This is a genomic window from Hydrogenophaga sp., from assembly GCF_051860785.1.
Taxonomy (GTDB): domain Bacteria; phylum Pseudomonadota; class Gammaproteobacteria; order Burkholderiales; family Burkholderiaceae_C; genus Hydrogenophaga.
Genome location: NZ_JBIMLB010000002.1, coordinates 106,537 through 131,143 on the forward strand (window position 1 = coordinate 106,537; position 24,607 = coordinate 131,143).

At 65.3% G+C, this 24,607-nt stretch carries 26 protein-coding genes and 1 riboswitch; of the genes, 25 read left to right on the plus strand and 1 reads right to left on the minus strand.

Annotated features, from left to right (window positions below; all coding sequences use genetic code 11):
* Positions 1–91 precede the first annotated feature (91 nt).
* Positions 92–1,417 carry a sn-glycerol-3-phosphate ABC transporter substrate-binding protein UgpB gene (gene ugpB / locus ACTIF6_RS03550; RefSeq protein WP_439586629.1) on the minus strand — a complete coding sequence of 442 codons (1,326 nt, stop codon included), beginning with the start codon at positions 1,415–1,417 and terminating at the stop codon, positions 92–94.
* 176 nt (positions 1,418–1,593) lie between these two features.
* Between ugpB and ACTIF6_RS03555 the strand changes: the two genes are divergently transcribed.
* The 25 genes from ACTIF6_RS03555 to ACTIF6_RS03675 all read left to right on the plus strand — a co-directional run bounded on the left by ACTIF6_RS03555 (position 1,594) and on the right by ACTIF6_RS03675 (position 24,607).
* Entirely contained in the window at positions 1,594–5,472 is a 3,879-nt protein-coding gene (locus ACTIF6_RS03555) for a DUF3683 domain-containing protein (protein WP_439586630.1), read from the plus strand.
* 23 nt (positions 5,473–5,495) lie between these two features.
* Complete coding sequence (locus ACTIF6_RS03560) at positions 5,496–5,909, plus strand: gamma-butyrobetaine hydroxylase-like domain-containing protein (protein ID WP_439586631.1); 414 nt, start codon at positions 5,496–5,498, stop codon at positions 5,907–5,909.
* Positions 5,910–5,926: 17 nt separating this feature from the next.
* A complete protein-coding gene (gene ubiE, locus ACTIF6_RS03565; RefSeq protein ID WP_439586632.1) occupies positions 5,927–6,658 on the plus strand; it encodes a bifunctional demethylmenaquinone methyltransferase/2-methoxy-6-polyprenyl-1,4-benzoquinol methylase UbiE in 732 nt (243 codons plus the stop codon).
* Between the two features lie 43 nt (positions 6,659–6,701).
* Entirely contained in the window at positions 6,702–7,697 is a 996-nt protein-coding gene (locus ACTIF6_RS03570) for a Tim44 domain-containing protein (RefSeq protein WP_439586633.1), read from the plus strand.
* A gap of 31 nt (positions 7,698–7,728) precedes the next feature.
* Entirely contained in the window at positions 7,729–8,337 is a 609-nt protein-coding gene (locus ACTIF6_RS03575) for a hypothetical protein (RefSeq protein WP_439586634.1), read from the plus strand.
* A complete protein-coding gene (gene ubiB, locus ACTIF6_RS03580; protein ID WP_439586635.1) occupies positions 8,334–9,899 on the plus strand; it encodes a ubiquinone biosynthesis regulatory protein kinase UbiB in 1,566 nt (521 codons plus the stop codon). The genes ACTIF6_RS03575 and ubiB overlap by 4 nt, the downstream gene beginning before the upstream one ends.
* A 139-nt stretch (positions 9,900–10,038) precedes the next feature.
* Positions 10,039–10,389 (plus strand): FmdB family zinc ribbon protein, encoded by a 351-nt coding sequence (locus tag ACTIF6_RS03585; RefSeq protein ID WP_439586636.1) that lies wholly within the window; start codon positions 10,039–10,041, stop codon positions 10,387–10,389.
* Positions 10,390–10,396: 7 nt separating this feature from the next.
* Positions 10,397–11,077: a DUF502 domain-containing protein gene (locus ACTIF6_RS03590; RefSeq protein ID WP_439586637.1), complete on the plus strand. Its 681-nt coding sequence runs from the start codon at positions 10,397–10,399 to the stop codon at positions 11,075–11,077.
* Between the two features lie 48 nt (positions 11,078–11,125).
* A complete protein-coding gene (aspS, locus tag ACTIF6_RS03595) occupies positions 11,126–12,925 on the plus strand; it encodes an aspartate--tRNA ligase (protein ID WP_439586638.1) in 1,800 nt (599 codons plus the stop codon).
* Between the two features lie 138 nt (positions 12,926–13,063).
* Positions 13,064–13,384, plus strand: a complete 321-nt coding sequence (locus tag ACTIF6_RS03600; protein ID WP_439586639.1) for a DUF883 family protein — start codon at positions 13,064–13,066, stop codon at positions 13,382–13,384.
* 20 nt (positions 13,385–13,404) lie between these two features.
* The gene (locus tag ACTIF6_RS03605; RefSeq protein WP_439586640.1) at positions 13,405–13,776 is read left to right on the plus strand and encodes a phage holin family protein; all 372 of its coding nucleotides are present in this window, start codon (positions 13,405–13,407) and stop codon (positions 13,774–13,776) included.
* Positions 13,773–14,075 carry a YqjK family protein gene (locus tag ACTIF6_RS03610; RefSeq protein ID WP_439586641.1) on the plus strand — a complete coding sequence of 101 codons (303 nt, stop codon included), beginning with the start codon at positions 13,773–13,775 and terminating at the stop codon, positions 14,073–14,075. The genes ACTIF6_RS03605 and ACTIF6_RS03610 overlap by 4 nt, the downstream gene beginning before the upstream one ends.
* Before the next feature lie 7 nt (positions 14,076–14,082).
* On the plus strand, positions 14,083–14,541 hold the full coding sequence (gene nudB, locus ACTIF6_RS03615; protein WP_439586642.1) for a dihydroneopterin triphosphate diphosphatase: 459 nt from the start codon (positions 14,083–14,085) through the stop codon (positions 14,539–14,541).
* Positions 14,542–14,564: 23 nt separating this feature from the next.
* Positions 14,565–15,293 carry an endonuclease/exonuclease/phosphatase family protein gene (locus tag ACTIF6_RS03620; protein WP_439586643.1) on the plus strand — a complete coding sequence of 243 codons (729 nt, stop codon included), beginning with the start codon at positions 14,565–14,567 and terminating at the stop codon, positions 15,291–15,293.
* 47 nt (positions 15,294–15,340) lie between these two features.
* On the plus strand, positions 15,341–16,606 hold the full coding sequence (gene clsB, locus ACTIF6_RS03625; protein ID WP_439586644.1) for a cardiolipin synthase ClsB: 1,266 nt from the start codon (positions 15,341–15,343) through the stop codon (positions 16,604–16,606).
* Positions 16,603–17,631, plus strand: coding sequence for a ligase-associated DNA damage response exonuclease (locus tag ACTIF6_RS03630; RefSeq protein ID WP_439586645.1), 1,029 nt, complete (start codon positions 16,603–16,605; stop codon positions 17,629–17,631). The genes clsB and ACTIF6_RS03630 overlap by 4 nt, the downstream gene beginning before the upstream one ends.
* Complete coding sequence (locus ACTIF6_RS03635) at positions 17,628–19,400, plus strand: ATP-dependent DNA ligase (protein WP_439586646.1); 1,773 nt, start codon at positions 17,628–17,630, stop codon at positions 19,398–19,400. The genes ACTIF6_RS03630 and ACTIF6_RS03635 overlap by 4 nt, the downstream gene beginning before the upstream one ends.
* A gap of 68 nt (positions 19,401–19,468) precedes the next feature.
* The gene (gene folE, locus ACTIF6_RS03640; protein WP_439586647.1) at positions 19,469–20,197 is read left to right on the plus strand and encodes a GTP cyclohydrolase I; all 729 of its coding nucleotides are present in this window, start codon (positions 19,469–19,471) and stop codon (positions 20,195–20,197) included.
* 26 nt (positions 20,198–20,223) lie between these two features.
* A complete protein-coding gene (locus tag ACTIF6_RS03645; RefSeq protein WP_439586648.1) occupies positions 20,224–20,646 on the plus strand; it encodes a BLUF domain-containing protein in 423 nt (140 codons plus the stop codon).
* Positions 20,647–20,654: 8 nt separating this feature from the next.
* Positions 20,655–21,488, plus strand: coding sequence for a DUF429 domain-containing protein (locus ACTIF6_RS03650; protein WP_439586649.1), 834 nt, complete (start codon positions 20,655–20,657; stop codon positions 21,486–21,488).
* 75 nt (positions 21,489–21,563) lie between these two features.
* Positions 21,564–21,755, plus strand: a riboswitch (FMN riboswitch).
* A gap of 90 nt (positions 21,756–21,845) precedes the next feature.
* Positions 21,846–22,343 (plus strand): 6,7-dimethyl-8-ribityllumazine synthase, encoded by a 498-nt coding sequence (locus tag ACTIF6_RS03655; RefSeq protein WP_439586650.1) that lies wholly within the window; start codon positions 21,846–21,848, stop codon positions 22,341–22,343.
* 49 nt (positions 22,344–22,392) lie between these two features.
* Positions 22,393–23,235, plus strand: a complete 843-nt coding sequence (locus tag ACTIF6_RS03660) for a helix-turn-helix domain-containing protein (RefSeq protein WP_439586651.1) — start codon at positions 22,393–22,395, stop codon at positions 23,233–23,235.
* A 75-nt stretch (positions 23,236–23,310) separates the two neighbouring features.
* The gene (locus ACTIF6_RS03665) at positions 23,311–23,754 is read left to right on the plus strand and encodes a VOC family protein (RefSeq protein WP_439586652.1); all 444 of its coding nucleotides are present in this window, start codon (positions 23,311–23,313) and stop codon (positions 23,752–23,754) included.
* Between the two features lie 119 nt (positions 23,755–23,873).
* Positions 23,874–24,095: a hypothetical protein gene (locus tag ACTIF6_RS03670; RefSeq protein WP_439586653.1), complete on the plus strand. Its 222-nt coding sequence runs from the start codon at positions 23,874–23,876 to the stop codon at positions 24,093–24,095.
* Between the two features lie 86 nt (positions 24,096–24,181).
* On the plus strand, positions 24,182–24,607 hold the full coding sequence (locus tag ACTIF6_RS03675) for a thermonuclease family protein (protein ID WP_439586654.1): 426 nt from the start codon (positions 24,182–24,184) through the stop codon (positions 24,605–24,607).

Consider the following 24,607-nt stretch of genomic DNA (forward strand, 5'->3'; position numbering starts at 1 on the left):
CCCCTTTGCAAACCGGTCGGGTCTACAGCGTGGCGGGCTGTCGATGCCTCACCAGGGTTCTGGTGGGCATCATCGGGCATCTGGCAGGAATTTACTTGTTCGCGCGGGCGAAACGGACCAGTTGTTCGTTGCCTCGGGTCACGGCAGTGTCGAGCGCTTCTTTTGGCGACTTCTTCCCGGCCCAGATCTGTTCCGTTTCCTCGTCGATGATGGCGCGGATCTGCAGGAAGTTGCCCAGACGGATGCCGCGCGACTTTTCGGTGGCCTTGCGGATCATCTGCGTCACGGCAACGTCGGTACCGGGGTTCTTTCCATAGAAACCCGACGCATCGGTCAGCTTGTAAGCGGCGGTGGTCACTGGCAGGTAACCGGTGCGCTGGTGGCTGGCGGACTGCACCCGGGTGTCGTTGAGGAAGTTCAGGAAATCGGCCACGCCCTTGTATTCCGCAGGTTTCTTGCCGGCCATCACCCACAGGCTGGCACCACCGATGGCGGTGTTCTGCGGCGCGCCCTTGACATCGGCGTAGTAGGGCAGGGTGGAGATGCCGTAGGCGAACTTGGCGTCTTTGGAGACGCGGGCGTACAGGCCCGACGAACCGGTGATCATGGCGCACTCGCCCGAGGGGAAGGAGGCGTCGGGGGCGTTGCCGCGGCCCTTGTAGACGAAGCTGCCTTCCTTGGAGGCCTTGGCCAGGTTCTCGAAATGGCGAACGTGCAGCGGCGTGTTGAACTGCAGTTGCGCGTCGTTGCCGTCAAAGCCGTTATTCTTGGACGCGAACAGGGTGTTGTGCCAGAGCGAGAAGCTCTCCAGCTGCGTCCAGCTGATCCAGCTGGTGGTGAACGGGCAGGCATGGCCGCTGGCCTTGAGCTTGGAAGCGGCCTCGAACACCTCCGGCCAGGTCTTGGGGGCCTTCTCAGGGTCCAGGCCGGCCTTCTTGAAAGCGTCCTTGTTGTAATAGAAGATGGTGGTCGAACTGTTGAGCGGGTAGCTCAGCATCTGGCCGTTGGGGGCGGTGTAGTAGCCGGCCACGGCAGACACGTACTGCGTCGGGTCGAACTTGAAGCCGCCGTCGTTGAGCACCTTCGTCACCGGCACGATGGCACCCTTGCTGGCCATCATGGTGGCGGTGCCGACTTCGAACACCTGCAGGATGTGAGGGGCATTGCCGGCGCGGAAGGCGGCGATGGCACCTGCCATGGACTCGTCGTAGGTGCCTTTGTAGGTGGGCACCACCTTGTAGGTCGACTGGCTGGCGTTGTACTGCTTCGCAAGATCGTTGATCCATTCACCCAGAGCCGCGCTCATGGAATGCCACCATTGAATCTCGGTGGGGGCCTGGGCCTGGGCGTGTGCCGGGCCGCTCAACAGGGCGGCGAGCGTCAGGGCACTGGCCAGTGGAAGAAAACGCTTGTGCATGGATGCTCCTAAGAGGGGTGTCGGGAACGGGGTAGCGTATGAGTCTGGTGTGACAAATCCATTGCAACGGCGTTTCTCGCCCATGACAACAGGGGTTTCCATAGGGGGGGTGGGTGTATGTTGCGCTGCGGTACCATCCTGGGTTCATTACTGTCATGCTGGCGACTGCCACACCAATGAACGCTCCCACGCCGCTCTCGTTGCTCGCCTCACACACTGACGAAGCGCCGCGCCTGCGCGAGATTCCTTACAACTACACCTCTTTCTCGGATCGTGAAATCGTCCTGCGTTTGCTGGGCGAACGCGCCTGGTCGCTGCTCGATGGGCTGAGAGGCGAGCGCCGCACGGGCCGTTCTGCCCGCATGTTGTATGAGGTGCTGGGCGACATCTGGGTCGTGCAGCGCAATCCCTATCTGCAAGACGATCTGCTGGACAGCTCGAAGCGCCGCCAGCAACTGGTGGACGCGCTGCACCACCGACTGGCCGAGGTGCAGAAGCGCCGCACACCGCAAGACGATGGCGCGCGCGATGCGCTCGTGGCCGAACTGCTGACCGCAGCCCGAGGGGCGGTGGACAGTTTTGCCCGGTCCTTTGAAGACATGGCCGCGCTTCGCCAGCGGGCCAACAAGGTGTTGCGCAGGCTGACTGCGCGCGACAACATCAAGTTCGACGGCCTCTCGCGCGTGTCGCATGTGACCGATGCGACCGACTGGCGTGTCGAGTACCCCTTTGTCGTGCTCACGCCCGATACCGAGGCCGAGATGGCCTTGCTCGTCAAGGGTTGCTTCGAATTGGGCCTGACCATCATCCCGCGCGGCGGCGGTACCGGCTACACCGGCGGCGCGATTCCTCTCACTTGGAAGAGCGCGGTGATCAATACCGAGAAGCTCGAGGCCATGACCGATGTGGAATGGGCGAGCGTGCCGGGCCACGAGCAGCCCTTGCCCACCATCTGGACCGAAGCCGGCGTGGTGACCCAACGCGTGGCCGACGCGGCCGAGCGTGCGGGCCACGTGTTCGCCGTCGATCCGACCAGTGCCGAAGCCTCGTGCATTGGCGGCAACATCGCCATGAATGCTGGTGGCAAGAAGGCCGTGCTGTGGGGCACGGCGCTGGACAACCTGGTCAGCTGGCGCATGGTGACGCCGCAGGCGCAGTGGCTGGAAGTCACGCGCACCGACCACAACCTCGGCAAGATCCACGATGCCGAGGTGGCGAGCTTCGAGCTGAAGTATTTCGAGGCCGATGGCAAGACGCCGGTGCGCACCGAGCAGCTTGTGATCCCCGGCAGGACCTTTCGCAAGGAAGGGCTCGGCAAGGATGTGACCGACAAATTTCTCAGCGGCCTGCCCGGCATCCAGAAGGAAGGCTGTGACGGCCTGATCACCAGCGCGCGCTGGGTGGTGCACCGCATGCCGCAGCATGTGCGAACCGTCTGCCTGGAATTCTTCGGCAACCCCAAGGACTGCGTGCCTTCGATCGTCGATATCAAGGACTTCATGTTCGGCGAGATGAAGCGTCCGGGAGGGGCCATTCTTGCTGGCCTGGAACACCTGGACGACCGTTACCTCAAAGCCGTGGGCTATGCGACCAAAAGCAAGCGCGGCACGCTGCCCAAGATGGTGCTGGTGGGCGACATCGTGGGCGACGACGCCGACGCCGTGGCCCGCGCCACCAGCGAGGTGATCCGCCTGGCCAATTCGCGCAGCGGCGAAGGCTTCATCGCCATCAGTCCCGAAGCGCGCAAGAAATTCTGGCTCGACCGCAAGCGCACCGCAGCCATCAGCAAGCACACCAATGCCTTCAAGATCAATGAAGACGTGGTGATCCCGCTGCCGCGCATGGGCGAGTACACCGAAGGCATCGAGCGCATCAACATCGAACTCTCGCTGCGCAACAAGCTCAAGCTGTGCGAGGCGCTGGAAGCCTTCTTCACCAAGGGCAACCTGCCCCTGGGCAAGACCGACGACGCCAGCGACATTCCCAGCGCCGAGCTGCTGGAAGACCGGGTGCAGCAGGCCCTGGCGCTGGTGCGCGAGGTGCGCGCGCAATGGGCTGGATGGTTGCGGGACGTGGACACCTTGTTTCCTCAGTTGCAGGACCACCGCCTGCGCGCGAGCTGGAAAACGCAGATCCGTGCACCGCTGCAGCAGATTTTTGCCGGCGCAGCCTTCGGCCCCTTGTTGGCGGAGGTCAGCGCCATCCATCAGCGCGTGCTCAAGGGACGCGTGTGGGTGGCGCTGCACATGCATGCGGGTGACGGGAATGTGCATACCAACATCCCCGTCAACAGCGACGATTACGAAATGCTGCAGACCGCGCACGAGGCGGTGGCCCGCATCATGACCCTGGCGCGCCGGCTGGATGGTGTGATCTCGGGCGAGCATGGCATCGGCATCACCAAGCTGGAGTTCCTTACCGACGAGGAGCTGCAGCCCTTTGCCGATTACAAGGGACGTGTCGACCCCGAAGGCCGCTTCAACAAGGGCAAGCTGCTGCGCCACGGTCCGGTGGGCGACGCCAACCTGCGCAGTTCCGACCTCTCGAACGCCTACACGCCCAGTTTCGGCCTGATGGGTCACGAGTCGCTGATCATGCAGCGCAGCGACATCGGTGCCATTGCCGACAGCGTGAAAGACTGCCTGCGTTGCGGCAAGTGCAAGCCTGTGTGCGCGACCCACGTGCCGCGCGCCAACCTGCTTTATTCGCCGCGCAACAAGATCCTGGCCACGTCGCTGCTGATCGAGGCGTTTCTCTACGAAGAGCAGACGCGTCGGGGCATCAGCATCAAGCACTGGGAAGAATTCGAGGACGTGGCCGACCACTGCACTGTGTGCCACAAGTGCCTGTCGCCTTGCCCGGTGAAGATCGACTTCGGCGATGTGACGATGAACATGCGCAACCTGCTGCGCAAGATGGGGCAGAAGAGCTTCCGCCCCGGCAACGCGGCGGCCATGTTCTTCCTGAACGCGACCAACCCTGAAACCATCAAGTTCATGCGGGGCGCGATGGTGGGTGTGGGCTTCAAGGCCCAGCGCCTGGCCAACGACCTGTTCAAGCGCCTGGCGCGCAAGCAGACCAGCGCTCCGCCGGCCACGCTGGGTGCTGCTCCCATCAAGGAACAGGTGATCCACTTCATCAACAAGAAGATGCCGGGCGGCCTGCCGAAGAGGACCGCGCGCGCCTTGCTCGACATAGAGGACAAGGACTACGTGCCCATCATCCGCAACCCGGTAGCCACCACGGCGGAAACCGAGGCGGTGTTCTATTTCCCGGGCTGTGGTTCCGAGCGCCTGTTCAGCCAGGTGGGTCTCGCCACGCAGGCCATGCTGTGGCACGCGGGTGTACAAACCGTGCTGCCGCCGGGCTACCTCTGCTGCGGCTATCCCCAGCGCGGCAGTGGCCAGTTCGACAAGGCGGAAAAGATCATCACCGACAACCGGGTGCTGTTCCACCGTGTGGCCAACACCCTCAACTACCTGGACATCAAGACGGTGGTGGTGAGCTGCGGCACCTGCTACGACCAGCTCCAAGGGTATGAGTTCGACAAGATCTTTCCAGGCTGCCGGATCATCGACATCCACGAGTACCTGCTGGAAAAAGGCATCACGCTGGGCGCGGGGCAGGGTGGCTACCTCTACCACGACCCCTGCCACACGCCCATGAAGCTGCAGGACCCGATGAAGACCGTCAAGGGACTCATGGGCGACAACGTGCTGGAGAGCAAGCGCTGCTGCGGCGAATCGGGCACGCTGGGCGTGACCCGACCCGATGTCTCCACCCAGATCCGCTTCCGCAAGGAAGAGGAGATCCAGAAGGGCGAAGCGGCGTTGCGCGAGGCTGGCACCGTGGGTGAAAAGGACAACGTGAAGATCCTGACCTCGTGCCCCAGCTGCCTGCAGGGGCTGTCGCGCTACACGGACGACCTTCAGAACGGGCTGCTGGAAGCCGATTACATCGTTGTGGAAATGGCGCGCCAGATTCTGGGTGAACAGTGGTTGCCCGAGTACGTGGCCAAGGCCAATGAAGGCGGCATCGAGCGCGTGCTCGTCTGACCGCAGACCCCACGGAGACCACCATGGCCGGACTTGACAAGAACACCCCCACGCCGGAATCGATCACCCTGCACCAGCAGTCGCGCGTGCTGGAGATCGGCTTTTCCGACGGCAGCGAGTACCGCATTCCTTTCGAGCTGATGCGCGTGTGTTCGCCGTCGGCGGAAGTGCAGGGCCATGGCAAGGGCCAGGAAGTGCTGCAGACCGGCAAGCGCGACGTGGACATCGTTGCGCTGGAGCCGGTGGGCAACTACGCAGTGCAGCCCACCTTCAGCGACGGTCACAGCTCCGGCATCTTTTCCTGGGACTACCTGTACTTTCTGGGCTCTAAACAGACCGAACTGTGGGCTGATTACAACGCACGGCTGGTGGCAGCGGGTGTGGAGCGCGACGCGCCGATGCCGGAAAAAGGCGGCCACGCCTGCGGTAGTCATTGAGCAGAACGGAGCACCCCATGGCATCGACGCATTTCGGATTCAAGACGGTCGACGAAGGCGAGAAGGCGCAGCGCGTGCGAGGCGTGTTCGATTCGGTGGCGCCCAAATACGACGTGATGAACGATCTCATGTCGGCCGGGCTGCATCGGCTGTGGAAGCGTTACACGATCAGCGTGGCCAATCCACAGCCCGGCGATCAGGTGCTCGACATTGCCGGTGGCACCGGTGATCTGGCCCTGGCCTTCGCACGCAAGGTGGGCGAGAGCGGGCGTGTGGTGCACACCGACATCAACGAAGCCATGCTGCGCGAAGGCCGCACCCGCCTGCTTGATAACGGCGTGGTGCTCCCCACCTTGGTCTGTGATGCCGAGCACCTGCCTTTTGCCAGCGATTCCTTCGATCTGATCACCGTGGCCTTCGGCCTGCGCAACATGACGCACAAGGAACTTGCGCTGAGTGAGATGTATCGCACGCTCAAGCCGGGGGGCAAGCTGCTGGTGCTGGAGTTTTCCCGGGTGGCGAAGCCCCTGGAAAAAGCTTATGACTGGTACTCGTTCAACGTGCTGCCCAAATTGGGCAAGCTGGTGGCCAACGACGAGGCCAGTTACCGCTACCTCGCCGAGTCCATCCGCATGCATCCAGGGCAGGAAGCCTTGAGGCAATTGATGCGCGAGGCAGGCTTCGGTCATGTCGATGTGCACAATCTGTCGGCCGGGGTGGTCGCGCTGCACGTGGGCATCAAGTGTTGATCCGGTCTGGATTTTTTGTTTGTAATTTGTAGGGGGCAAAGGCATGAACAAGTTGTGGTCGTTGGTTCTGGTGTGCGTCATGGCGCTGGGATCGCAGGATGTGTGGGCCAAGCGCATGGGCGGTGGCATGTCGTTCGGCAAGCAGTCGGGCAACGTGACGCAGCAGCGCAACGCCGCCCCGCCTGCGCAGCAGCAGGCTGCGCCCGCGCAGAACGCAGCGCGCCCTGCCAACGCCGCCAACCCTGCCGGTGCGGCCGCAGCAGCGCCCAAGCGCCCCTGGGGTGCCATGCTGGGCGGCCTGGCGGCTGGCCTGGGCCTGGCCTGGCTGGCCTCGGCGCTGGGCTTTGGCGAAGCGTTTGCCCAGATTCTGCTGTTCGCCTTGCTGGCGGTCGTGGTCATGGCCGTGATCGGTATGGTCATGCGTCGACGTGCCTCGTCTTCCCAGGGCCTGGCCTACCAGGCCGCTGGCCAGACCGGCAACTCCCAGTACGACCCGGCCACACCGCGCAGCTACCTGCCGCAGAACGTGGGCAACGACGCTTCGGCGCGTCCCTGGGAACGCAGCGGCCCGGTGGCGCTGGACAACCGCAACGTCCACAGTGGTGGTGGCTCCCTGATCGGCTCTGCGCTCGGGGGTAGCCAGTCCTGGGGCGTGCCGGCAGGTTTCGACGTGGACGGTTTCCTGAGTGCGTCCAAGAAGAATTTTGTGAACCTGCAGGACGCCTGGGATCGCTCCGACATCCCCAGCCTGCGCGCCATGATGACCGACGGCATGCTGGAGCAGATCCGCAGCCAGCTTGCCGAACGTGAGCAGGCCAGCGCCGGCATCCAGAACAAGACCGAGGTCGTCATGCTGGACGCGCAACTGCTGGGCATCGAGGAAATGGACGACGAGTACATGGCCAGCGTGGAGTTCTCGGGCCTGATTCGCGAAGACGCTTCCGCTGGGCCGAACCCGTTCCGCGAAGTCTGGAACATCACCCGTCCCAAGAGTGGCTCGGGTGGCTGGCTGGTCGCCGGCGTTCAGGCGCTCCAGTAAGGCAGGAAAGAGGTGTCAGAATCGGGCGGTCATGAACCATGAACCACCCGCTCCACCACCTGCTGCTGGCCCCGGGCCGCTGAATTTCCTGCAATCCCTGCTGGGTGCCATTCGTCCGCCTGAATGGGTTGTGGACGAATTGCAGAACCGGTTGGTGCTCTTTCTCAACCACGTCTTGATGCAGGAGAAGGTTGCGCAGGATCGCCTGCGTCGCCAGAAGGGCAAGGCGGTGCGCATCCAGTGGGGCGACTTCCACCTCACGCTGGCATCCACCGCCGCAGGCCTGCTGGAGCGTTGTACCCCGGACACGAAGGCCGAACTCAGCATGACGCTGACGCAGACTTCGCCTTTCGATCTCGCACAGAGCCTGCTGGCCGGGGACAAACCGGGCGTGGACATTCAGGGCGATGTGCAACTGGCTGCCGAAGTGGCCTGGCTGGTGGACAACGTGCGTTGGGACGTGGAGGAAGACCTGTCCCGCGTGCTGGGCGATGCCACGGCCCACACGCTGTCGCGGTTCGCGCGCTCGGCGGCCCAGGCCGTCAAGGCCTTTGTCGACCGTCTCCCGGCAGGCTTTCCGCCCAGGCCACCCAACGCCGCTGCACCCGCCAGCGAACGCCCCGACGGTCCTTCGGCATGACGCGTCTGTTCCGCGGCGCCTTCATCGTCTGGGTGGTGTTGCGCTACGGGCTCGACGAGCTCGTGCTTTCCAGCTTCCGTCGGCCCGCCATCCGGCTGCTCACGCGCATCGTCTCGATCGGCCGGAACCTCGATGCACCACGCGGCCAGCGCCTGCGCCAGGCCCTGGAACGCCTGGGGCCGATCTTTGTCAAGTTTGGCCAGGTGCTGTCGACCCGGCGCGACCTGCTGCCCAGCGACATTGCCGACGAGCTGGCCCATCTGCAGGACCGGGTGCCGCCCTTTCCCAGCGCCGTGGCCGTGGCCACCATCGAGCGCGCCTTCGGCAAACCCCTCTCCGAGGTGTTTACCCATTTCGAGCAGGTGCCGGAGGCGAGTGCCTCCATCGCCCAGGTGCACTTCGCCACACTGCGCGACGGACGCCACGGGGGGCGAGACGTGGCGGTCAAGGTCCTGCGGCCCAACATGCTGCCGGTGATCGACAAGGACCTGAGCCTCATGCGCATGATGGCCGGCTGGGTGGAGCGCCTTTCCGCCGACGGCAAGCGACTCAAGCCGCGAGAGGTGGTGGCGGAGTTTGACAAATACCTGCACGACGAACTCGACCTGCTGCGCGAAGCCGCCAACGCTGCCCAGCTGCGCCGCAACATGCAGGGCCTGGACCTGGTGCTCATTCCCGAGATGCTCTGGGACTATTGCCACACCGACGTGATGGTGATGGAGCGCATGCATGGCGTCCCCATCAACCGTGTCGATGAGTTGCGCAGCCAGGGGGTGGACATTCCGAAGCTGGCACGCGATGGCGTCACCATCTTCTTCACGCAGGTGTTTCGCGACGGCTTCTTCCATGCCGACATGCACCCAGGCAACATCCAGGTCAGCACGGCGCCCGGTACTTTCGGGCGCTACATCTCGCTCGATTTCGGCATCGTGGGCACGCTCACCGAGTTCGACAAGGAGTACCTGGCGCAGAACTTCACCGCGTTCTTCCGGCGCGACTACAAGCGCGTGGCGGAACTCCACATCGAATCGGGCTGGGTGCCGGCCGACACACGGGTGGACGAACTGGAGTCGGCGATTCGCGCCGTCTGCGAACCCTATTTCGATCGGCCGCTGAAGGAAATCTCGCTTGGCCTGGTGCTCATGCGCCTGTTCCAGACCTCGCGTCGCTTTCACGTGGAAATCCAGCCGCAACTGGTGCTGCTGCAGAAGACGCTGCTCAACATTGAAGGGCTGGGGCGCGAACTCGACCCCGAACTCGACCTCTGGAACACCGCCAAGCCCTTCCTGGAGAGCTGGATGATCGAGCAGGTGGGTCCCCAGAAACTGTTGCAGCAACTCAAAACCGAGGCTCCGCAGTACGCCAAGCTGTTGCCGGCGCTGCCGCGTCTGCTGCACGACTATCTGCAGCACAAACCGCACGAACTGCGCCGGGCGATCGATCAGCTCGTGGCCGAGCAGCGCCGCACCAACCGCCTGCTGCAAGGCCTCATTTACGCCGGCCTGGGCTTTCTGCTGGGGCTGCTGGCCATGCAACTGCTGGTGCGCGTGCAGCTCTGGTAGCGTCCGATACCCGGGCGGGCGGAGGCGAAACCCTCAATTTATAATGACGGGTTTTGTTCCACGCCCCAGGCGAGGAGCGTCTGGCGTCGCTTCGCGACCCTCTTCTTGCGGCGCTCCCGCACCTCAACCGGTTCACGTCATGCCCATCTATGCCTACAAGTGCGAGTCCTGCGGCCATGCCAAGGACGTGTTGCAGAAAATGTCGGACGACCCGCTCAGCGTCTGCCCTGCGTGTGGCCAGGCCACTTTCCGCAAACAACTGACCGCCGCCGGCTTCCAGCTCAAGGGATCGGGCTGGTACGTCACCGATTTCCGTGAGGGTCAGAAGCCTGCCGCTGCCGCTGCCACCCCGGCTGCAGAGTCCGCCAAGCCGGCCGGGGAGTCTGTCCCCGCCCCATCTCCCGGCACAGCGGCTGCCCCTGCCCCTGCGGCTGCAACCCCGGCGGCAGCGCCTGCTGCCACGCCCGCAGCGCCTCCCACGACCACCTGAGCATCCCATGCCCTCCCTTCGCAAGTGGCTGTTCTCGGGCCTGCTGGTACTGGTTCCTCTGATCGTCACCCTCTGGGTGCTCGAGTGGGTGGTCAGCACGCTCGACCAGACGCTGCGCATCCTGCCCACAAGCTGGCAACCCGACCAGCTGCTGGGCGTGCACATCCCGGGGCTGGGCGTGCTGTTTGCGCTGGTGGTGGTGCTGTCCATCGGCGCGCTGGCGTCCAACATCATCGGCAACAAGCTCGTGCACTGGTGGCACGCGCTGTTGCACCGCATCCCCGTGGTGCGGTCGGTGTATTCGGGTGTCAAGCAGGTGTCCGACACGCTGTTTTCGGAGAAGGGCAACGCCTTTCGCAAGGCCTTGCTCGTGGAGTGGCCGCACGAGGGCATGTGGACCATCGCCTTCCTCACGGGCACGCCAGCGGGCGATGTGTTGCGCCACCTGCAGAACAAGCCCGGCAGCATGGGCGAGTTCGACGAATTCCACAGCGTCTACGTGCCTACCACCCCCAACCCCACCGGTGGCTACTTCGTGATGGTGCGAAAGAGCGCCTGCGTGGAGCTGGAAATGAGCGTGGACGAGGCGCTGACCTACATCGTGTCCATGGGCGTGATCGTGCCCGGTGGTCCCAAGAATGCCCAACTCAGGGTGGTTGCCGACGCAACTGCCCGCTCGAATCCCTGATGTTGACCGGCAGGACCGTCCTGCCACTCTGTTGAAAGAAGAAACCCGATGGCCATGCGTTCCCACTATTGCGGTCTTGTGACCGAAGCCCAACTGGGCGAAACCGTCAAGCTCTGTGGCTGGGTGAACCGTCGGCGCGACCATGGTGGCGTGATCTTCATCGACCTGCGCGACCGCGAAGGCTATGTGCAGGTGGTCTGCGACCCCGACCGCGCAGAGATGTTCAAGACGGCCGAGGGCGTGCGCAACGAGTTCTGCGTGCAGGTCACCGGTCTGGTGCGCGCGCGCCCGGCGGGCACCACCAACGACAAGCTCAAGAGCGGCCAGATCGAGGTGCTGTGCCACGAGCTCAAGGTGCTCAACCCCTCGGTCACACCGCCGTTCCAGCTCGACGACGAGAACCTGTCGGAGACCACGCGCCTCACGCACCGCGTGCTCGACCTGCGCCGTCCCTACATGCAGAACAACCTGATGCTGCGTTACCGCGTGGCCATGGAAGTGCGCAAGTTCCTCGACGCCAACGGCTTCATCGACATCGAAACGCCCATGCTTACCAAGAGCACGCCAGAGGGCGCGCGAGACTACCTGGTGCCCAGCCGCGTGCACGCCGGCCATTTCTTTGCCTTGCCGCAGTCGCCGCAGCTTTTCAAGCAGTTGCTCATGGTGGCCGGCTTCGACCGCTACTACCAGATCACCAAGTGCTTCCGCGACGAAGACCTGCGCGCCGACCGCCAGCCCGAGTTCACGCAGATCGACATCGAGACCTCGTTTCTCACGGAAGAAGACATCCGCGACATGTTCCAGGGGATGATCAAGACGGTGTTCCAGAACACGCTGGGTGTGGACCTGGGCGAGTTCCCCATCATGGCGTACAGCGAGGCCATGCACCGCTTCGGCTCCGACAAGCCCGACCTGCGCGTGCGGCTCGAATTCACCGAGCTCACCGACGTGATGGGCGACGTGGATTTCAAGGTTTTCTCGGCGCCCGCCACCATGAAGGGTGGCCGCGTGGTGGCGTTGTGCGTGCGCGGCGGTGGCGACATGAGCCGCAGCGAGATCGACGCCTACACCGAGTTCGTGAAAATCTACGGCGCCAAAGGCTTGGCCTGGATCAAGGTCAACGACCCTGCCAAAGGCCGGGACGGCCTGCAAAGCCCGATCGTGAAGAACCTGCACGACAAGGCGGTGGCCGACGTGCTGTCGCGCACGGGCGCCAAGGCCGGTGACATCATATTTTTCGGTGCGGACAAGGCCAAGATCGTCAACGACGCCATCGGCGCGCTGCGCCTGAAAATCGGCCACAGCGAGCTCGGCCGCAAGAACGGTTTGTTCGAAGACCGCTGGGCCCCCATGTGGGTGGTGGACTTTCCGATGTTCGAGCACGACGAGGAAGCCGATCGATGGACGGCGGTGCACCACCCCTTCACCGCGCCGAAAGACGGGCACGAGGACTGGATGGTCACGGCCCCGGAGAAGTGCATCGCCAAGGGCTACGACATGGTGCTCAACGGCTGGGAAATCGGCGGCGGTTCGGTGCGCATCCACACGGCGGCCGTGCAGCAGAAGGTGTTCGACGCGCTCAAGATTTCGCCCGAGGAAGCGCAACTGAAGTTCGGTTTTCTGCTGGACGCGCTTCAGTACGGCGCACCGCCCCATGGCGGTCTGGCCTTCGGTCTGGACCGTATCGTCACGCTCATGACGGGTGCGGAGTCCATCCGTGACGTGATTGCCTTCCCCAAGACCCAGCGCGCGCAGTGCCTGTTGACCCAGGCGCCCAGCCCGGTTGACGAAAAACAGTTGCGCGAGTTGCACATCCGTCTGCGCAACGCCGAGGCGGCCAAAGCCTGAGGCTCCTGCGAGACGACTTCCGGAAGGGCGCCAAAGGGCGCCCTTTTTGTTGTATCGCACCACTTTGCGCGGATATCTGCAGGGAAGTTTTTCGTTCTGATCGGGTTTGTTAGGATGGCCTTTTGAAAGGAGTCCGACATGAGCACCCGCAAGACCGAATCCATCGACCCCAAAGAGAAGCTCGTTGCCGATCTCCAGCGCGTCATTGCCGATGCTGAAGAACTGATGCAGGCCACCGCCCACCAGACCGAGGGCAAGGTGGCCGAGTTGCGCGAGCGCATCAACGAGAACCTGCGCGCTGCGCGCCACAAGCTGGCCGATGCGGAAGACACCATCAAGGAAAAGACGCGTGAGGTGGCCCGGGCCACCGATGACTACGTGCACGAGCACCCTTGGCGCGCCATCGGCACCGCCGCTGGGGTGGGCCTGGTCATCGGTCTGCTGATCGGGCGTCGCTGAACCCGGCACCGGAACACCTCATGGCTTCGCCGCAACGCCTGTCTTCGTCGCTGCGCGGTCTCGCCAGCACGGTGCTGGAACTGCTCCAGGTTCGCCTGGAGTTGTTCAGCGTGGAAGCGCAGGAAGAGGTGCTGCGCGTCGGTGCGCTGATGGTGTATGGCGCCATCGCGGTCACCTTCCTCAGCCTGGGCCTGACCTTCCTCGCCTTGTTCATCACGGTGGCCCTGTGGGACAGCCACCGCCTGCTGGCCCTGGGCATTTTCACGGCGCTCTTCCTGTTGACGGGTGGGGTGGCCGCCTGGCTGGCACGCGGGCGGGTGCAGAGCGGCACCCGCCTGTTCTCAGCCAGCATCGAAGAGCTGCGGCAGGATCGTGCGGAGCTGGGCTCATGAATCCGCGTGCCCGGGTGCTGGCACGCCGCCGCGAGCGCCTGGTGCAGCGTTCGTCGTACCTGCGTCGGCAGGCCGAAACTGAAGTACGGGGTCTGCAATCGACCTTCACCTGGGTCGACCGGATTCAGGACGCCTGGCACTGGTTGCGCGCCAACCCGCTGGCGGTGGCCGGCGGTGTGGGTGCGCTGGCGCTGTGGCGGCCGCGAAGAGCGCTGGGCCTGGGGGTTCGTGCGTGGTCCATGTGGCGTCTGGTGCGCCGCGTGATGGCGCTGCGCGCCGCGTTCATGCCACCTCGCTGAGCGTTCCATGAAGATTCCCCAGTCGGTGCTGGTGGTGATCCACACGCCGGCGCTCGAGGTGTTGCTGATCGAACGCGCCGACGCAGCGGGTTTCTGGCAATCGGTGACTGGCTCCAAGGACACCGAGGAAGAAAGCTTCGAGGCCACAGCGGTGCGCGAGGTGAGGGAAGAAACCGGGCTCGACGCACGCGCACCCGGTCACCTGTTGAGCGACTGGGCGCTGGAGAACGTTTACGAGATCTACCCGCAGTGGCGCCATCGCTACGCGAGTGGCGTCACACACAACACCGAACACCTGTTCGGGCTGCGCGTGCCGCTAGCGGTGCCGGTGGTGCTCAGCCCGCGCGAGCACAGCGCCCAGATCTGGCTGCCCTGGGCCGAAGCGGCCGAGCGCTGCTTTTCACCGTCCAACGCCGAAGCCATCACATGGCTGCCCCGCCTTGCGGCTGCGTTCACCATCGGTTAACCACCTGATGGCATGATTTGCCCATGAGCATCCTGCGCGTCGCCACTTACAACATCCACAAAGGCGTCCAGGGCCTGGGGCCAGCGCGCCGGCTGGAGATCCACAACCTGGCGCATGCGGTGGAGCAATTCGACGCCGACATCGTCTGCCTGCAGGAGGTGCGCCGCCACCACAGGAAGCTCGAAAAGCACTTCACCCGCTGGCCCGACCTGGACCAGGCCAACTACCTCACGCCCGACGGCTACGAGGCGGTCTACCGCACCAACGCGACCACCCGTCATGGCGAGCATGGCAACGCCCTGCTTTCGCGCTGGCCGGTTCTCGACAGCAATCACTCCGACGTGTCCGACCACCGTTTCGAGCAGCGCGGCCTGCTGCACGTGCAGCTCTTCATCGAAGGTGTCGACGTGCACGTGGTGGTGGTGCACCTGGGGCTCATCCACGCCAGCCGCGAACGCCAGGTTCAGCGCCTGGGCCAGTACATCGCCAACGAACTGCCCGAGACCGCACCGTTGATCGTGGCGGGCGATTTCAACGACTGGGGCGCACAGCTGCTGCGGCCCATGGCCGACCTCGGCCTGCGCACCTTCGAAGGCATCCGCCTCCCCACCTATCCCTCGCGCCTGCCGCTGCTGCACCTGGACCGCATCTTCGTGCGGGGCCTGCGCCCGCTCTCGGCCCAGGTGCCGCATGGCAAGGTGTGGTCGCGCATGTCCGATCACCTGCCGCTGATTGCCGAGTTGGAGCTGTGAGCGCCGACCCTTCAGATCGTCAGGCTCGACGAGCCTCTCCCGGCCCGATGCGAGGGGGCCACCAGTTGCTGTTGCTGCAGGGCGGCGCCGAGTTCTTTCCGGCCCTCGTCGAGGCCATGGACGAAGCGCGTCAGGTGGTTCACCTGGAAACCTACATCTTCGAGTTCGCGGGATCGGCACTCGCCGTGGCCGAAGCGCTGGAGCGCGCCGCCCGACGCGGCGTGGTGGTGCGCCTGGTGATCGATGGTGTGGGGTCGCCCAGCGTGCCCGCCGAGTGGCGCGAGCGTCTGGAGCGAGCGGGCGTCATGCTCTACATCTACGCACCATTGGGCCGTCTAGGCCTGCTGCTGCCCAGCCGCTGGCGGCGCCTGCACCGCAAGCTCTGCGTGATCGACGGCACCGTGGGTTTCTGCGGCGGCATCAACATCATCGACGACCAGGACGACGTGGCGCTGGGCCGCCTGTCTGCACCGCGCCTGGATTTCTGCCTGCGAGTGGCCGGCCCGCTGGTGCAGGACATGGTCGACACCATGGAGCAGCTCTGGTGGCGCCTGCGGGCGGCGAACAAGGCCCGTCAGCGCGAGTTCAAGGCGGCATGGGATGCGCTGCGCGAGTCCCGGCCTGCGGGGGACTTCTCGCGCCTGCTGCGCAAGATCGAGGCCCACGCTGGTGCGGCGGTGGGGCGAGGTTTTTCCGGCTCGGGCAACGAGAGCGCACCTGCGCCCCTGGGCGTGGACGGCGCACGCGCGTGCCTCCTGCTGCGCGACAACGTCGGCCACCGGCACGACATCGAGCGCGCCTACCTCAAGGCCATTGGCGATGCGCGGCACGACATCGTGATCGCCAACGCCTATTTCATTCCCGGGCGCAAGCTGCGCAGGGCCCTCAAGATGGCCGCTTCGCGCGGCGTTCGCGTGCGCCTGCTGCTGCAAGGCAAGTACGAGCATTTCCTGCAATACCGCGCGGCTCGCCCGGTGTACGCGCCGCTGCTGGCGGCGGGCATCGAGATCCACGAGTACGCGCCCAGCGCGCTGCACGCCAAGGTGGCGGTGGTCGACGAGCGCTGGTGCACAGTAGGTTCCACCAACCTCGATCCGCTGTCGATGTTGCTGGCGCGCGAGGCGAATGTGATGACCACCGACCGCCGCTTCTCCAGCCTGCTGCAAAGCTACCTGAATGGCATCGTGCTCAACGCCGGGAACACCCTGGATGCCCAGACACTGAGCAGCCGGCCCTGGCATGAGCGCCTGCTTGACCGCGTGGCCTTCGGCATCATGCGGACCACGCTGTTCCTCACCGGCCATCGCTATTGAAGCCCGATCTCATCGTCCAGCGCCCCGAGGGCCTGTATTGCCCGCCGGGTGACTTCTATATCGATCCCTGGCGACGGGTGGACCGGGCCGTGATCACGCATGCGCATGCCGACCACGCTCGCGTGGGACATGCGCACTACCTGGCCACGGCGGTGTCCGAGGGCTTGCTGCGTTCCCGGTTGGGTGCGGACATCACCTTGCAGGGCGTGGCCTATGGCGAGGCCGTGGTCCACCACGGCGTGCGCATCTCGCTGCACCCGGCCGGCCACGTGCTGGGTTCGGCGCAGGTGCGCGTGGAGCACGAGGGCCAGGTCTGGGTCGCCAGCGGCGACTACCGGCCCACGCCAGCAGGCGCCGTGCCTGACCACACCTGCGCGCCTTTCGAACCCGTGCGTTGCGACGTCTTCATCACCGAATCCACCTTCGGCCTGCCGATCTACCGCTGGCGTCCAGACGCCGAGCTGTTCGCGCAGATCAACCAATGGTGGGCCGACAACGCCGCCGCCGGGCGCGCCAGCGTGCTGGTGTGCTACAGCCTGGGCAAGGCGCAGCGCATCCTTGGCGGCGTGGACGCGTCCATCGGCACCATCGTCTGCCACGGCGCTGCCGATGCGCTGAACCGGGTCTACCGCGCAGCGGGTGTGTCATTGCCCGAGACGACCACGGTCACCGAGGTCGCCGATCCGGCCCTGCTGCGCCGGGCGCTGGTGCTGACGCCGGGCAGCGCACTCGGCACCCCCTGGATCCGCCGCTTCGGCGATTTCTCCGATGCCTTTGCCAGCGGCTGGATGCAGGTGCGCGGCATGCGCCGGCGCGGCGGGCACGACCGCGGTTTCGTGCTCAGCGACCACGCCGACTGGTCGGGCCTGCTCGGCGCCATCGAGGCCACCCGCGCCGAGCGCGTCATCGTCACCCACGGCAGCGCGGTTGAACTGGTGCGCCACCTGAACGAGCGAGGCCTGCGCGCCGAAGAGTTCCATACCGAATACGGCGACGACCAAGAGGCCCGCGCCGAGACCGCATGAACCGGTTCGCTGCCCTGTTCGCCGAGCTCGACGCCAGCACCGCCACCAGTGCCAAGCTGGCGGCGCTGCAGCGCTACCTGGCTGATGTGGACGATGCCGATGCCGCCTGGGCGGTGTACTTTCTCTCGGGCGGCAAGCCGCGCCAACTGATCAAGACGGCGCGCCTGCGCGAGCTCGCCATCCAGGCCGCAGGCCTGTCCGACTGGCTGTTCGAAGCTTGCTACCAGACGGTGGGTGATCTGGCCGAGACCATTGCGCTGGTGCTGCCCGACGCGGTCGATGCCGGCGGCATGGACGTCTCGCTGAGCCAGTGGATGCACGAGCGCCTGCTGCCGCTGCGCGGCCAGGACGACGACACTGTGGCCCGCGCGCTGCTGGGCTGGTGGGGCGAGCTTGATCCCACTGGCCGCTTCCTGCTCATCAAGCTGGTGGGCGGTGGATTCCGGGTGGGTGTGAGCAAGCTGCTGGTGCAACGTGCCGTCGCCGCCCATGCCGGGCTTGACGCCCGCCACGTGGCCGCTCGCATGATGGGCTACACCGACAGTCAGCGTGCGCCGACCGCAGCCATGTACCGCGCGCTGATCTCGGATGAGGCGGAGCAGGAAACCGAGCCCAGTCAGCCGTACCCGTTCTTTCTCGCCAGCGCGCTCGACGCCGAAACCGCCACCGACCTGCGCACCCGGGAGCCGGTGGGCAACTGGCTCGCGGAGTGGAAGTTCGACGGCATTCGTGGCCAGATCGTCAAGCGCGCCGGGCGCGTATGGGTCTGGTCGCGCGGCGAGGAATTGATGAGCGAGCGCTTCCCCGAGCTGTTGGCGCTCGCGCAGCGCTGGCCCGATGGCACTGTGGTCGATGGCGAAATCCTGGTCTGGGACGCATCGGCCGTCACGCCGCTGCTGCCCGGCAGTGAGCGCCCTGGCCGGCCCGCGCCTTTTTCCCTGCTGCAACAACGCATCGGCCGCAAGACCCTTGGCCCCAAGGTGCTGGCCGATGCACCCGTGAGCTTCATGGCCTACGACTTGCTGGAAGCCGAAGGCGTGGATCTGCGCGGCCTGCCGCAACACGAGCGCCGCTCGCGCCTGGCGTCACTGGCCGCCGCGCTCGACGGCGCACCCGGACCGCGCTTGTGGCTCTCGCCCGTTCTCGCCGTCGAGACATGGGACGCACTGGCCGCGCTGCGTGTGCAGGCGCGTGAACTGGGTGTCGAAGGGCTCATGCTCAAGCACCGCGACAGTGTCTATGGCACCGGACGGCAGAAGCGCGATGGCGATGGCGCGCGGCTGGCCTGGTGGAAATGGAAGCTCGATCCGTTCACGGTGGATGGCGTGCTGATCTACGCCCAGGCCGGCCATGGTCGCCGCGCGTCGGTTTACACCGACTACACCTTCGCGGTCTGGAACCGCGCGCCGAAAGATGCAGCCGAAGTGGAGGCCGTGGTCGAGGCGATCGCCGGGCGCCGCCCTGCCGACCCCGATGGCCTGCAGCTGGTGGCCTTTACCAAAGCCTATTCGGGACTGAGTGATCAGGAGTTCGATCGCGTGGACGCGGTGATCCGCAAGACCACGCTGGAGAAGTTCGGGCCGGTTCGCAGCATGCGGCCCACGCTGGTGTTCGAACTCGCTTTCGAGGGCATTGCGCGCAGCGCGCGCCACAAGAGCGGTGTGGCGCTGCGCTTTCCGCGCATGCAGCGCCTGCGCCCGGACAAACCGCTGCACGAGGCCGATACCCTGCAGGACCTTCAGCGCCTGCTGGAGACCCCGCAAGCCTGAAAACCCCTGTCTGTCGGGCGCTATTTCCCCCATGAGGTCTGGCCCGGAGTCCGGTGTTAGCATGCGCCATGCTGAGGAAAACCGAACCCGACATGACCCCCGCCGCCCCCCCCGACGACGACATCGGTGTGCCCGTTTCCGTCAAGATCCGCGAGCGCGTCAAGGCGGCTCGCAAGCGCTTCCATTCCAACGACAACATCGCCGAATTCATCCAGCCCGGTGAGCTCGACCAGTTGCTCGAGGAAGTGACGGTTCATATGCAGGGCGTGCTCGACGCCATGGTGATCGACACCGAGAACGACCACAACACCGGCGACACCGCGCGCCGTGTGGCCAAGATGTACCTCAAGGAGGTGTTCAATGGCCGTTATGTGCACGGCCCGAGCGTCACCGAGTTTCCCAACGCCGAACACCTCAATGAGCTGATGATCGTGGGCCCGATCACCGTGCGCAGTGCCTGCAGCCACCACTTCTGCCCCGTCATTGGCCGCATCTGGATCGGTGTGATGCCCAACGAGCACACCAACGTGATCGGCTTGTCCAAGTACGCGCGGATGGCCGAGTGGATCATGGGCCGTCCGCAGATCCAGGAAGAGGCGGTGGTGCAACTGGCCGATCTGATCCAGGAGAAGACCCAGCCCGATGGACTGGCCATCGTGATGGAGGCCAGCCACTACTGCATGGCCTGGCGCGGCGTGAAGGACATGGACAGCAAGATGATCAACTCGGTCATGCGCGGCGTGTTCCTCAAGGACTCCAACCTGCGGCGGGAATTCCTCGCGCTCATTCCCCGCTGACCCACCCATATTCGAAGAAGAACCCTATGCTGGTACGCCTGCTCTACGTCAGTCGCGCTGTTGAAAAAGACGCCAAGGCCATCGAGTCCATCCTGGAGGCCTCGCGCTCGCACAACCTGGGCAACGGCATCACCGGCGTGCTCTGCTACGGTGGTGGCGTGTTCCTGCAGGCCATCGAGGGCGGGCGCAGTGCGGTCAACGCGCTCTACAACCACATCGTGGCCGACCCGCGACACGCCGGCGTGGAACTGCTTCACTACGAGGAAATCTCCGAGCGCCGCTTCGGCGGCTGGACCATGGGCCAGGTCAATCTCTCCAAGCTCAACACCTCCATCGTGCTGAAGTACTCCGAGCGACCCGAATTCGATCCCTATGCCGTATCGGGCAAGGTCTCGCTGGCGCTGCTGGAAGAACTGATGGCAACGGCCAGCATCATCGGCCGCGCCTGAGCGCGGTCGTGAGTCCGCTCCTGCTCGGCTGCGATTTCACCAGCGCGCCGAGCCGCCGCAAACCCATTGCCCTGGCCGTGGGCCACATCGACCGTGGCCGTGTGCTGCTCGACACCATGGAGCGGTTCGAGTCGCTGGATGGCTGGCGTGAGCGCCTCGCCGCGCCTGGCGAATGGGTGGGTGGCTTCGACCTCCCATTCGGCTTGCCACGCGAACTCGTCACCACCCTGGGATGGCCCACGGACTGGGGCGCCTGCATGGCGCACTATGCCGGGATGTCCCGCCCCGCCATTCGCGATGCCTTCTCGTCGTTCTGCGATGCAAGACCGGCTGGCGGCAAGTTCGCCCACCGCGCCACCGATGGCCCCGCCGGCTCCAGCCCGAGCATGAAATGGGTCAATCCACCCGTGGCCTACATGCTGCACGCGGGTGTGCCGCGCCTCATCGAAGCCGGCGTGACACTGCCCAGCCTGTGGCCGGGCGACGGCACGCGCGTGGGGCTGGAAGCGTATCCCGGCCTGCTGGCGCGCAGCGTGCTGGGCACGGTCTCGTACAAGAGCGACGACAAGGCCCGCCAGACGCCGGATCGCCTGATCGCACGCAAGACGCTCGTGAATGCGCTGGAGAACGGGCAGGCTCCATTGCTGGCCACCTGCGGTCTGCGCCTGCGGCTCACCCATGGCCAGCGCGATGCCCTCGCCGACGACGCCAGCGGCGACAGCCTGGACGCCGTGCTGTGTCTGCTGCAGGCTGCTTGGGCTCTGCACCAGCACGAGGCGGGTCACCCCCGCTGGGGTTTGCCGGAGTTCGATCCGCTCGAAGGCTGGATCGTCGGCGCCTGAGCCTTCAACCCGAGTGACAGTGGGGTTGGCGGACCCTGCCTACAATGAGATCGGTTCGGCCCATGTGCCGGACAACAGCGTTCTCAGGGCGGGGTGAGATTCCCCACCGGCGGTGATGGTGGCGTGGCGACACGACCATACGAGTGCCGCGAGCGCCCAGGCACCCATTCGGTGGGGTGCCCGGGGTCAGCAGACCCGGTGAGATCCCGGGACCGACGGTAAGACATCCGCCAGCGGGTGTCAGAGTCCGGATGAAAGAGAGCGCGAGCCGCATGCCCGGATGGTGCCTTCGCGCCATCGGATGGCATTCGCGCTTGTGCGCCCTGATTTTTTGGCCCCTCTCATTTCGAGAAATCCATGAATCAGTCAGAAACCTCCCCCTCCGTTCAACTGCCGGGCCACCTGCGTTTCGCCTTTGTCGAAGCGTCCTGGCATGCGGACATCGTGCACCAGGCGCGTGACGCCTTCTTTGCCGAGATGGCGAAAAGCGGTTTCGATACCGACGCGATCGACGTGTTCGACGTGCCCGGTGCGTTCGAGATCCCGCTGCACGCCCAGCGCCTGGCCCGTTCGGGACGCTACGCGGCCGTGGTGGGCAGCGCGCTGGTGGTCGACGGCGGTATCTACCGCCACGACTTCGTGTCGCAAACCGTGGTGCAGGCGCTCATGGACGTGCAACTCGACACCGGCGTGCCCATGATCTCCGCCGTGCTCACGCCGCACCACTTTCACGAACACGCCGAGCATAGAAAATATTTCCTGCGGCATTTCGCCGTGAAGGGCACCGAGGCCGCGCAGGCCTGTCTGCAGACGGTGGCCGGGCTGCGGCGGCTCGACGAGCGCCTGAGCGCCTGATACGCTGGTGTTTCCGGGCCAGGGGTCCGGCCTGTCGCGAGGACCCGCCATGACCACACTGCAACGCCCGCCGATGCCCGCACTGCGACCTTTCGTGTCGCTGGTGTGGGCGAGCGAAGGCGGTGCATCCGGCGTCGCAGAACAGGCGGTGCGCGAGCACGCGCTGCCCACCGGCATGATGCACCTCGTGCTGCGCCTGACCGACAGCCCGTTGCGCATCGCAGACCTGCGCAACGACCCCATCGCGCGGACCATGCCTGCTGCGCTGGTGGGTGGCGCGCGCTCCGGCTTCTACGTGCGGGAGAGCTCAGGGGCCTCTTGTTCGGTGGGCGCGGTGCTGCGTCCGGGTGCCGCACCCTGCCTGTTTGGTGTGGGCGCGGATGAACTGGCCGAGCGGCACACGCCGCTGGAAGATCTGTGGGGCGAGGGCGTTCGCCGTTTGCGGGCTCGGTTGCAGGAGACCCAGGGGGCCGAAGACCGGCTGACCCTGCTCGAAGCCGCGCTTCTGGCGCACCTGCCACGCGTGCGCGGGCTGCATCCCGCGATCGCTTCCGTGTTGGGCGAGAAGCCCGCCACCTGGACCGTGGCGGATGCCGTGCGCCACAGCGGCGTCAGCCATCGCCGGTTCATCGCGCTGTTCCGGCAGTCCGTGGGCCTGCCACCCAAGAGCTGGCTGCGGGTGCAGCGGTTCCAGGGGGTGCTCTCCGCCATGGGCCGGGACGCAGACGAGCCGCTCGCTGCGCTGGCAGCGGACGCCGGCTACAGCGACCAGTCTCATTTCAACCGCGATTTCCTGGCGTTCGCCGGCGTCACGCCGCAAGCGTATCGGCGCCTCTCACCGGCTCACGCCAATCACCTGCCGATCGAGAGCGTGCCCCCGCCATCGGCCTGAGGTCAATTTTTTTCTATACGCCCCGGCACCGTGTGCAGAAGATGCCACTCTCTTCATAACTTCCAGAGGTGACTCATGAAAATCGAAGAAGTGTTTGCCTACCTGTGCGTGTCCGACACCGCCGCCGCCATCGATTTCTACCAGCGCGCTTTCGGCGCAAGCGAGAAATTCCGTCTGACCGAACCCAGCGGTCGTATCGGCCATGCGGAGATGGCGTTCGGGCCCATGACGGTGATGTTGTGCGACGAGTTTCCGGAGTACGGTATTCGCAGCGCCTCGTCCATCGGCGCGACGCCGGTGTCCATCCACCTGCACGTGGACAATGCCGATCGCATGATCGAACAGGCTGTGGCAGCCGGCGCCAGCCTGGAGCGAGAGGCGCAGGACGCGTTCTACGGCGAGCGCTCAGGGGTGGTGCGTGATCCGTTCGGGCATCGATGGCTGGTTGGCCATTCGATTGAGGAGGTGGCGACCGACGAGATGCAGCGCAGGTACACCCGCCTGTTCGATGCCCCCTGAGCACGTGTTGTTGCATGCCCGCAAAGAGCGTCTGTGTTTGATGCATCATCGGCACTGCGCTGCGTGACGTCCATGTCGGACGTACAACGGAAGCGCGAGACCTTCAGAGGACATCACCCATGAACACCGCAAAGTTGATCGGCATCATCCTCATCGCCGCCGGCGCCATCGGCCTGGTTTATGGCAGCTTCAGCTACACCAAGAACACAGAGGCTGTGAAGCTCGGCCCCCTGGAGCTCTCCGTGAAGGAAAAGGAAACCGTCAACGTTCCGGTATGGGTCGGCGTCGGCGCGATCGTGGTCGGTGCCGTTCTGCTCGTCATGGGTGGCAAGAAAGGGTGAGGCCTCTGCGCAGGCTGGTCCTGTGCCTGGCGGCGCTAACCTGCATCGCGACCCGTGCTCAGACACTTGAGTCCCGCGATGACCATGTGTATCCCGCCCGCGTGAGCCGCGTGTTCGATGGCGACACCCTGTGGGTCAAGCCGCTCGCGGGTGGGCGCTACCGCAAGCTTCGTCTGGACGGCATCGACGCCCCCGAAATCTGCCAGGTGGGTGGTGAGGCCGCGCGCGATGCGCTGGCCGCGCGCGTGCTGGACCAGGTGGTGCAGGTGCGCGTGAGAAGTCACGACGACTATGGAAGGGGGCTGGCCCGCATCAGCCACCGGAGTGAAGATGTGGGCGGCTGGTTGGTCGCGCGCGGCATGGCCTGGTCGTACCGCTGGGGTCGCAGCCCGGGGCCCTATGCGCGGCAGGAAGACGCCGCGCGAAAGGCAGGCCTGGGTGTGGTGGCCGACGCAGCCGCCGAGTTGCCACGCGACTTTCGCCGCCGACACGGCCCCTGCCATCTGCCCTGA

Excerpts from the sequence above, each read along its gene's own strand:
- ACTIF6_RS03600 (WP_439586639.1), top strand. The coding sequence starts at position 13,064 with ATGAGCACCCGCAAGACCGAATCCATCGACCCCAAAGAGAAGCTCGTT.
- ACTIF6_RS03660 (WP_439586651.1), top strand. The coding sequence starts at position 22,393 with ATGACCACACTGCAACGCCCGCCGATGCCCGCACTGCGACCTTTCGTG.
- ACTIF6_RS03590 (WP_439586637.1), top strand. The coding sequence starts at position 10,397 with ATGCCCTCCCTTCGCAAGTGGCTGTTCTCGGGCCTGCTGGTACTGGTT.
- aspS (WP_439586638.1), top strand. The coding sequence starts at position 11,126 with ATGGCCATGCGTTCCCACTATTGCGGTCTTGTGACCGAAGCCCAACTG.
- ACTIF6_RS03605 (WP_439586640.1), top strand. The coding sequence starts at position 13,405 with ATGGCTTCGCCGCAACGCCTGTCTTCGTCGCTGCGCGGTCTCGCCAGC.
- ubiE (WP_439586632.1), top strand. The coding sequence starts at position 5,927 with ATGGCATCGACGCATTTCGGATTCAAGACGGTCGACGAAGGCGAGAAG.
- ACTIF6_RS03670 (WP_439586653.1), top strand. The coding sequence starts at position 23,874 with ATGAACACCGCAAAGTTGATCGGCATCATCCTCATCGCCGCCGGCGCC.
- ACTIF6_RS03635 (WP_439586646.1), top strand. The coding sequence starts at position 17,628 with ATGAACCGGTTCGCTGCCCTGTTCGCCGAGCTCGACGCCAGCACCGCC.
- ACTIF6_RS03555 (WP_439586630.1), top strand. The coding sequence starts at position 1,594 with ATGAACGCTCCCACGCCGCTCTCGTTGCTCGCCTCACACACTGACGAA.
- ACTIF6_RS03570 (WP_439586633.1), top strand. The coding sequence starts at position 6,702 with ATGAACAAGTTGTGGTCGTTGGTTCTGGTGTGCGTCATGGCGCTGGGA.
- clsB (WP_439586644.1), top strand. The coding sequence starts at position 15,341 with ATGCGAGGGGGCCACCAGTTGCTGTTGCTGCAGGGCGGCGCCGAGTTC.
- ACTIF6_RS03665 (WP_439586652.1), top strand. The coding sequence starts at position 23,311 with ATGAAAATCGAAGAAGTGTTTGCCTACCTGTGCGTGTCCGACACCGCC.
- folE (WP_439586647.1), top strand. The coding sequence starts at position 19,469 with ATGCTGAGGAAAACCGAACCCGACATGACCCCCGCCGCCCCCCCCGAC.
- ACTIF6_RS03620 (WP_439586643.1), top strand. The coding sequence starts at position 14,565 with ATGAGCATCCTGCGCGTCGCCACTTACAACATCCACAAAGGCGTCCAG.
- nudB (WP_439586642.1), top strand. The coding sequence starts at position 14,083 with ATGAAGATTCCCCAGTCGGTGCTGGTGGTGATCCACACGCCGGCGCTC.
- ubiB (WP_439586635.1), top strand. The coding sequence starts at position 8,334 with ATGACGCGTCTGTTCCGCGGCGCCTTCATCGTCTGGGTGGTGTTGCGC.
- ACTIF6_RS03655 (WP_439586650.1), top strand. The coding sequence starts at position 21,846 with ATGAATCAGTCAGAAACCTCCCCCTCCGTTCAACTGCCGGGCCACCTG.
- ACTIF6_RS03560 (WP_439586631.1), top strand. The coding sequence starts at position 5,496 with ATGGCCGGACTTGACAAGAACACCCCCACGCCGGAATCGATCACCCTG.
- ACTIF6_RS03585 (WP_439586636.1), top strand. The coding sequence starts at position 10,039 with ATGCCCATCTATGCCTACAAGTGCGAGTCCTGCGGCCATGCCAAGGAC.
- ACTIF6_RS03610 (WP_439586641.1), top strand. The coding sequence starts at position 13,773 with ATGAATCCGCGTGCCCGGGTGCTGGCACGCCGCCGCGAGCGCCTGGTG.
- ACTIF6_RS03575 (WP_439586634.1), top strand. The coding sequence starts at position 7,729 with ATGAACCATGAACCACCCGCTCCACCACCTGCTGCTGGCCCCGGGCCG.
- ugpB (WP_439586629.1), bottom strand. The coding sequence starts at position 1,417 with ATGCACAAGCGTTTTCTTCCACTGGCCAGTGCCCTGACGCTCGCCGCC.
- ACTIF6_RS03645 (WP_439586648.1), top strand. The coding sequence starts at position 20,224 with ATGCTGGTACGCCTGCTCTACGTCAGTCGCGCTGTTGAAAAAGACGCC.